The sequence below is a fragment of the Streptomyces javensis genome, assembly GCF_039525925.1.
GTDB lineage: Bacteria > Actinomycetota > Actinomycetes > Streptomycetales > Streptomycetaceae > Streptomyces > Streptomyces asiaticus.
This window is the reverse complement of record NZ_BAAAIF010000158.1, coordinates 1-7,831: the sequence shown is the minus strand read 5'-3', so window position 1 is coordinate 7,831 and position 7,831 is coordinate 1. Positions and strand designations below refer to the sequence as shown.

Below are 7,831 nucleotides of genomic sequence, written 5' to 3'. Positions count from 1 at the left end.
GGTGGCTGGTGAGCCGGAGGTGTTGCGGGAGCTGGTGGCGGAGTGTGAGGGCGTGGGGGTGCGGGCGCGGTGGGTTGATGTGGACTATGCCTCGCATTCGGCGCAGGTGGAGGCGGTTGAGGAGGAGTTGGCCCGGTCGTTGTCGCGGGTCCGGCCGGTGTCCTCTCGTATTCCGTTCTTCTCCACGGTGGAGGCGGAGTGGCTGGACACGGCTGAGCTGGACGCCGGGTACTGGTACCGCAACCTGCGGAGCACCGTCCGGTTCGCCCCGTCCATCGAGCGGCTGCTGGAGGAGGACTTCCGGGCGTTCGTGGAGGTGAGTGCGCATCCGGTGCTGACGATGAGCATCGAGGCGGCGGCAGAGCAGGCGGATGCCGGACCGGTCGTCGTGACCGGGACACTGCGCCGGGATGAGGGTGGCATGCGCCGCGTGCTCACCTCACTGGCCGAGGTGTACGTACGCGGTGTCCCCGTGAACTGGACCGCCCTGGTCGGCGACATCCCCGCAAACACCGCGCTGGATCTGCCGACCTACGCCTTCCAACACCAGCACTACTGGCTGAAGAGCGGCCCCCGGGCCGGTGAGGTGACTGCCGTCGGCCTTGCCGGTGCTCAGCATCCCCTGCTGGGCGCTTGGGTGGAACTGCCCGACACGGGCGGGGTGTTGTTCACCTCCCGGTTGTCGCTGAGCACCCACCCGTGGCTGGCCGACCACACGGTGGCCGGTACGGCCGTCCTCCCCGGATCCGCCTTTGTGGAGCTGGCGGTGCGCGCCGGTGACGAGGTCGGCTGCGGCGCCGTCGATGATCTGCTGATCGAAGCCCCACTCGTGCTGACCCAGCGCATGAGTGTGCAGCTTCAGGTGGTCGTCGGTGGAGCGGATGAGTCCGGTCGACGACGCCTCACCGTCCACTCCCGCCCACAGGGCAACGGGTCGCTCAGTACGGACTGGACCCGACACGTCACGGGCACGCTCGCCCAGGCCACCACCGCGCCCGATGTCGACCTCGTGGCGTGGCCGCCGCCCGGAGCCACCCCCGTCGATGTGGACCAGGTGTACGAGGATCTGGCACGGGCCGGACGCGGCATCGGCCCGGCGTTCCGTCTGCTGCGCTCGGCGTGGACGCGTGGCACCGACGTGTTCGCCGAGGTGGAACTGACCGATGACCAGCAGGCCGAAGCCGCGCGCTACAGGCTGCACCCCGCGTTGCTGGAAGCCGTATGCCATGTGGCCACGCACGCCGAGACATCGGCGCTGCCCGCCGCCTACCGCGCGGTAATACTCGCCGCGACCGGCGCGACCGCACTGCGCACACGCATCAGCCCGGACGGCCAGGGTGGCGTGACGGTGCGGCTGGCGGACTCCGCCGGGAGGGCGGTCGGGTCCGTGGGCTCGGTGACGTCGCGGCCGCTTCCGGACGACGTATGGGTGTCGGCAGCCGGGACGGAACCGCGGGACGCGCTGTTCGAGGTGGAGTGGTTCCCGCTCCCGGTCCCCCCGGCCGCATCCGCCCCGCCCATCTCCGATCCGGCCATGGTGACGGTGACGAGCCCGGCCGGGATGACAACATTGGCCGACCACGGCGACCTACCGCCCTTCGTACGCGTGGACCTGACGGACACCACACGCGGCCTCCGGGCGCTCACCTCGCAGGCACTGGAGTGGGTTCAGACATGGCTGGCCGCGCCGGAGAGGGACTCGCGGCTGGTCATCGTCACCCGCGAGGTCACCGACCCGGTCTGTGCGGCGGTCTGGGGGCTAGTGCGCTCGGCACAGTCCGAGGCCCCGGACCGGCTGGTCCTGGTGGCGACGGACGAGGACGACGCCTCCGGCGCGCTGCTGCCCGCCGCCCTGGCCACCGGCGAACCGCAGATCGCCATCACCGCCGGGGTGGCGTCCATACCGAGGCTGGTGCGCGCCACGCCGAACGAGGAAGAGCCACCGCGACCGCTGGACCCGACCGGCACGGTGCTCATCACCGGTGGCACCGGTGCACTGGGCCGGTTGCTCGCCCGGCACCTCGCGGCCGAGCACGGCGTACGCCACCTCCTGCTGGTCAGCCGCCGGGGCGGCGCGGCCGAAGGCGTGGCGGAACTGGAGTCCGAACTCGGTGCGCTGGGCGCGTCCGTACGCACCGTCGCCTGCGACATCGCCGACCGGACCGCGGTGGCGGACCTGCTGGCCTCGCTCCCCGCCGAAGCGCCCCTCACGGCGGTCGTGCACACCGCCGGCGTCCTGGACGACGGCGTGGTCACCGCCATGACACCCGAACGGCTGGACACGGTCCTCCGTCCCAAGGCCGACGCGGCCCTCATCCTGCACGAGCTGACGCGCGACATGGACCTCGCCGCCTTCGTGATGTTCTCCTCGGCCGCGGGTGTCTTCGGCAACCCCGGACAGGCCAACTACGCGGCGGCCAACGCCTTCCTGGACGCCCTCGCTCAGCGGCGCGGGGCGGAAGGGCTCCCGGCCACCTCGCTCGCCTGGGGCCACTGGTCGCTCAGCAGCGAGATGACGGCACATCTCACCGCCTCCGACCTGCGGCAGCACACCCGGCGCTTCGGCATGACCGCCCTGTCGGAGGAGACCGGTCTGGCGCTGTTCGACGCCGGTCTGCGCAGTGCCACGCCCGCGCTGGTGGCGGCCCGGCTGGACCTCGCGGGACTGCGCGCCGGCGCGGCCACCACTCCGGTCCTCGCCCTGCTGCACAAACTTGTGCCACCGGGCCGACGGGTCGTGAGCCGTACGGCAGCGTCGCGGACCGACCTCGTACGGCGGCTGGAGTCAGCGGACCCCGCCGAACGGGAGCAGACGCTGCTGGACCTGGTCGCACACCATGCCGCCCAGGTGCTCGGACACCCATCGACGGACGGTATCGCGGCCGAACGGGCCTTCCGGGAGCTGGGGTTCGACTCACTGACGTCCGTGGAACTGCGCAACCGGCTCAACGCCGCCACCGGCCTCGGGCTGCCCTCGACCCTGCTCTACGACCACCCCAGCCCACGGGCCCTCACCCGGCATCTGCACACCGAACTGCTGGGGTCGCCGAGCGCCCCTGCCGCCCCGGTACCTGCGAGCAGGACTCCGGACGAGGGCATCGCCATCGTGGCGATGAGCTGCCGCTTCCCGGGCGGGGTGAACAGCCCCGAGGACTTCTGGCGGCTGATCAGCGAGGGCGGTGACGCCGTCGGCGACTTCCCGGACGACCGCGGCTGGGATCTGTCCGCGCTCTACGACCGCGACCCGGACCACCCCGGCACCTCCTACGTCCGGCACGGCGCCTTCCTGCCCGACGCCGCCGGATTCGACGCCGAGTTCTTCGGGATCTCGCCGCGTGAGGCGCTGGCGATGGATCCGCAGCAGCGGCTGCTGCTGGAGACCTCATGGGAGGTGTTCGAGCGGGCCGGGATCGAGCCGACCACATTGGGCGGCAGTGCCATCGGAGTGTTCACCGGAATGAACACCTCGGACTACGCGATCCGCCTGCGCCACGTTCCGGACGAGGTCGAGGGGCACCGGATCACCGGGGTCTCCGCGGCAGTCCTGTCCGGGCGCGTGGCCTACACCCTGGGGCTGGAGGGACCCGCGGTGACGGTGGACACGGCGTGTTCGTCGTCGTTGGTGGCACTGCATCTGGCCGCGCAGGCGCTGCGGGCGGGGGAGTGCTCGATGGCGCTGGCCGGTGGGGTGACGGTGATGGCCGGACCCGATGCCTTCGTGGACTTCTCCCGCCAGCGCGGACTGTCGGTCGACGGCCGGTGCAAGCCATTCGCCGCCTCGGCCGATGGCACGGGGTGGGCCGAGGGTGTGGGTGTGCTGCTGGTGGAGCGGTTGTCGGACGCGGAGCGTAACGGTCACCAGGTGCTGGCGGTGGTGCGGGGCAGCGCCGTGAACCAGGACGGCGCGTCCAACGGGCTGACGGCGCCGAACGGCCCGTCACAGCAGCGTGTCATCCGTCAGGCCCTGGCCGGCGCGGGTGTGTCGGCCGCCGAGGTGGACGTGGTCGAGGCGCACGGCACGGGTACGGCACTGGGCGACCCCATCGAGGCGCAGGCCATCCTCGCCACGTACGGCCAGGACCGTGACCGGCCGCTGTGGCTGGGCTCGGTGAAGTCCAACATCGGCCACGCCCAGGCCGCCGCGGGTGTGGCCGGTGTGATCAAGATGGTCATGGCGATGCGGCACGGTGTCCTGCCGCAGACGCTGCATGTCGACGCCCCCACCCCGGAGGTGGACTGGTCGGCGGGCTCCGTGGAGCTGCTGACCGAGGGGCGCGCGTGGCCGGAGGTGGGGCGTCCGCGCCGGGCCGGGGTGTCCGCGTTCGGCGTCAGCGGCACCAACGCCCATGTGATCGTGGAACAGGCACCGGCCATCGCCGTCGAGCCCGCCACGATCGCCGTCGAGCCCGCCACGGAGGACCCGGACGCGATCCCCGCCGTACCGTGGGTGATCTCTGCCAGGAGCGCCGACGGGCTGTACGGCCAGGCGGCCCGCCTCGCGGAATTCGCCCGCAGCCACCCGGAGCTCGCCCCGAGCGACATCGCGCACGCGCTGATCAGCACACGGGCCACATTCGACCACCGGGCCGTGGTCGTGGGCCCGGGGCGTGCGGAGTTGCTGAGCGGGCTGGACGCCATCGCGGGGCCGAGCGACGGCCCCGTGGCGCGAGGTGTGCCGAGCTCCGGCGGGCTCGCGGTGCTGTTCACCGGACAGGGCAGCCAGCACCCGGGGATGGGCCGGGAACTGCACGCACGGTATCCCGTGTTCCGCGATGCCTTCGACGCGGCCTGCGCGCAACTGGACCGCCATCTGGTCGACGCGGGGCATGTCGCACACCCCGTCCGGGAGGTCGTGTTCGCTCAGCCCGGGACCCCCGAGGCGGAGCTGCTCGACCGCACGGTGTTCGCTCAGGCCGGACTGTTCGCGCTGGAGACCGCGCTGTTCAGGCTGTACGAGTCCTGGGGTGCGCGCCCGGACTTCCTCGCCGGTCACTCCGTGGGCGAGCTGACCGCGGCCCATGTGGCGGGTGTGCTGTCCCTCGAGGACGCGGCCGCGCTGCTGGCCGCGCGGGGGCGGCTGATGCAGGCCCTGCCCGGCGGCACGATGGTGGCGCTCAACGTTCCCGAGTCGGTGGCTCGCTCTCTGCTGGCCGACGCACCGGGTGGCGTGGACATCGCCGCGGTCAATGGGCCCGCCTCCGTCGTCGTCTCCGGCGACCAGGACGCCGTGGCGGCCGTCGAGCGGATATGTGCGGCGCGGGGACACCGGACCAAGCGGCTGCGGGTAAGCCATGCCTTCCACTCCGCGCACATGGACGGCATGCTCGACGAGTTCCGCGCAATCGCCGCCGGGCTGTCGTACGCGCCTCCGGCGGTCCCTATCGTCTCCAACGTCACGGGCGAGTTGGCCACCGCCAGCCAGCTGTGCTCGCCGGACTACTGGGCCGAGCACGCGCGCAGGACCGTCCGTTTCCTCGACGGCGTCACCACACTCCACGCCCAGGACGTCACGACCTTCCTCGAACTCGGCCCCGATGGTGTCCTCACCGCCATGGCGCAGGAAGCGCTGGGCGACGGCGCCGACCCGGCCATGTTCGTGCCCACGTTGCACGGCGAACACTCCGATCCGGTCGCCGCCGTGGCCGCGCTCGCTCGGCTGCACGTCCGTGGTGCCCCGGTCGACTGGACCGCGCTGCTCCCGGGAACCTCGCGGCGCAGGCTCGACTTGCCGACGTACGCCTTCCAGCACCGTCGGTACTGGCCGGACGCCCCCGTACCGGACGCCGCCACAGTGGCCCAGCCGGGTCCTCGCCCGCTGCCCGAGACCGTGGCGCCCCAGGACGCCCACGTCACGAGCTTCGCAGAGCGGCTGATGGGCGCCACCGAACCCGAGCGGCACCGGCTGGTTCTGGACCTGGTGCTCAGCAGCGTGGCAGCCGTGCTGGGGCACGACGACGCCTCGGCGATCGATGGCGAACGGGCCTTCCAGGACCTCGGCTTCGACTCCCTGAACGTGGTTCGGCTCCGCAACCGCCTGCGCGACCTGACCGGCGCCGAGCTGCCCACCACGCTCGCCTTCGACCATCCGACCCCGACCGCCCTCGCGTCGTTCCTGAACGCCCTGCTGCTCGGACGGGACACCGGACGGACCGGAGCGGCGTGGTCGGCGGGCGATGTCACCGAGCCGATCGCGATCGTGGGGATGGCCTGCCGGTTGCCGGGTGGCGTGGCCTCGCCGGAGGACTTGTGGGAGATGGTCCTGGCCGGGGCAGAGGGCATCGGGGAGTTCCCGGTGGACCGTGGCTGGGATCTGGAGAACCTGTTCGACCCTGACCCGGACCACGCGGGGACCAGCTACGCGCGGCGGGGTGGCTTCCTCTACGACGCGGCCGAGTTCGACGCGGAGTTCTTCGGGATTTCGCCGCGTGAGGCGTTGGCGATGGATCCGCAGCAGCGGCTGCTGCTGGAGACATCATGGGAGGCGCTGGAGCGCGCCGGGATCGACCCGGTGTCGCTCCGTGGCCAGGACGTCGGTGTCTTCGCGGGAATGGTCAACTACGACTACACCAGCCGTCTCGACACGGCCCCCGACGGTTCCGAGGGCTACCTCATGACCGGCGGCGCGGGCAGTGTGCTGTCGGGCCGGGTGTCGTATGTGCTGGGGTTCGAGGGTCCTGCGGTGACGGTGGACACGGCGTGTTCGTCGTCGTTGGTGGCGTTGCATTTGGCGGGGCAGGCGTTGCGGTCGGGGGAGTGCTCGATGGCGCTGGCCGGTGGGGTGACGGTGATGGCCGGGCCGGACGCCTTCGTGGAGTTCTCCCGCCAGCGCGGGCTCGCCCCTGACGGCCGATCCAAGTCGTTCGCGGCCTCGGCGGACGGCACGGGATGGGCAGAGGGCGCGGGCGTGCTGCTGGTGGAGCGGCTGTCGGACGCGGAGCGTAACGGTCATCGGGTGTTGGCGGTGGTGCGGAGCAGTGCGGTGAATCAGGACGGTGCGTCGAACGGTCTGACGGCGCCGAATGGTCCGTCGCAGCAGCGGGTGATCCGGCGGGCGTTGGCGGGGGCGGGGCTGGTGGCGGGCGATGTGGATGCGGTGGAGGCGCATGGGACGGGTACGGCGTTGGGTGATCCGATCGAGGCGCAGGCGGTGTTGGCCACGTATGGGCAGGGTCGGCCTGAGGGGCGTCCGTTGTGGTTGGGGTCATTGAAGTCGAACATTGGTCATGCGCAGGCGGCTGCGGGTGTGGCTGGTGTGATCAAGATGGTGTTGGCGTTGCGGCACGGGGTGTTGCCGAAGACCTTGCATGTGGACGAGCCTTCGCGGCAGGTGGATTGGTCGGCGGGTGCGGTGGAGCTGCTGACCGAGCGGCGGGCGTGGCCGGAGGTGGGTCGCCCGCGCCGGGCCGGGGTGTCCGCGTTCGGAGTGAGCGGCACCAACGCCCACGTCATCCTGGAGCAGCCCTCGGACGTCCCTGACCTCGCCCTGCCCACACCGCAGCAGCCGGGCGGACTGGCCCTCCTCCCGGTGTCCGCGCGCGGCGAGGGCGCGCTGCGCGCTCAGGCGCAGCGGCTGTTGTCCTTCCTGGATCAGCGTCCAGACGAGGATCTTGGCGAGTTCGCCCTTGCGTTGGGTTGTGGTCGGGCGGGGTTGTCGGATCGTGCGGTGGTGGTGGCGGGGGATCGGGAGGAGGCGTTGGCGGGGTTGGGCGCGGTGGCGCGGGGTGAGTCGGTTGTGGGGGTGGTGTCGGGTTCGGTGGTGCGTGGTCGGTTGGGGGTGTTGTTCGCTGGTCAGGGGTGTCAGCGGGTGGGGATGGGGCGTGGGTTGTACGAG

At 71.8% G+C, this 7,831-nt stretch carries 1 protein-coding gene; it reads left to right on the top strand.

The window, feature by feature from the left end:
* The coding region (locus ABD329_RS47010; RefSeq protein ID WP_344318156.1) for an SDR family NAD(P)-dependent oxidoreductase at positions 1–7,831 on the top strand (7,831 nt) is incomplete at both ends.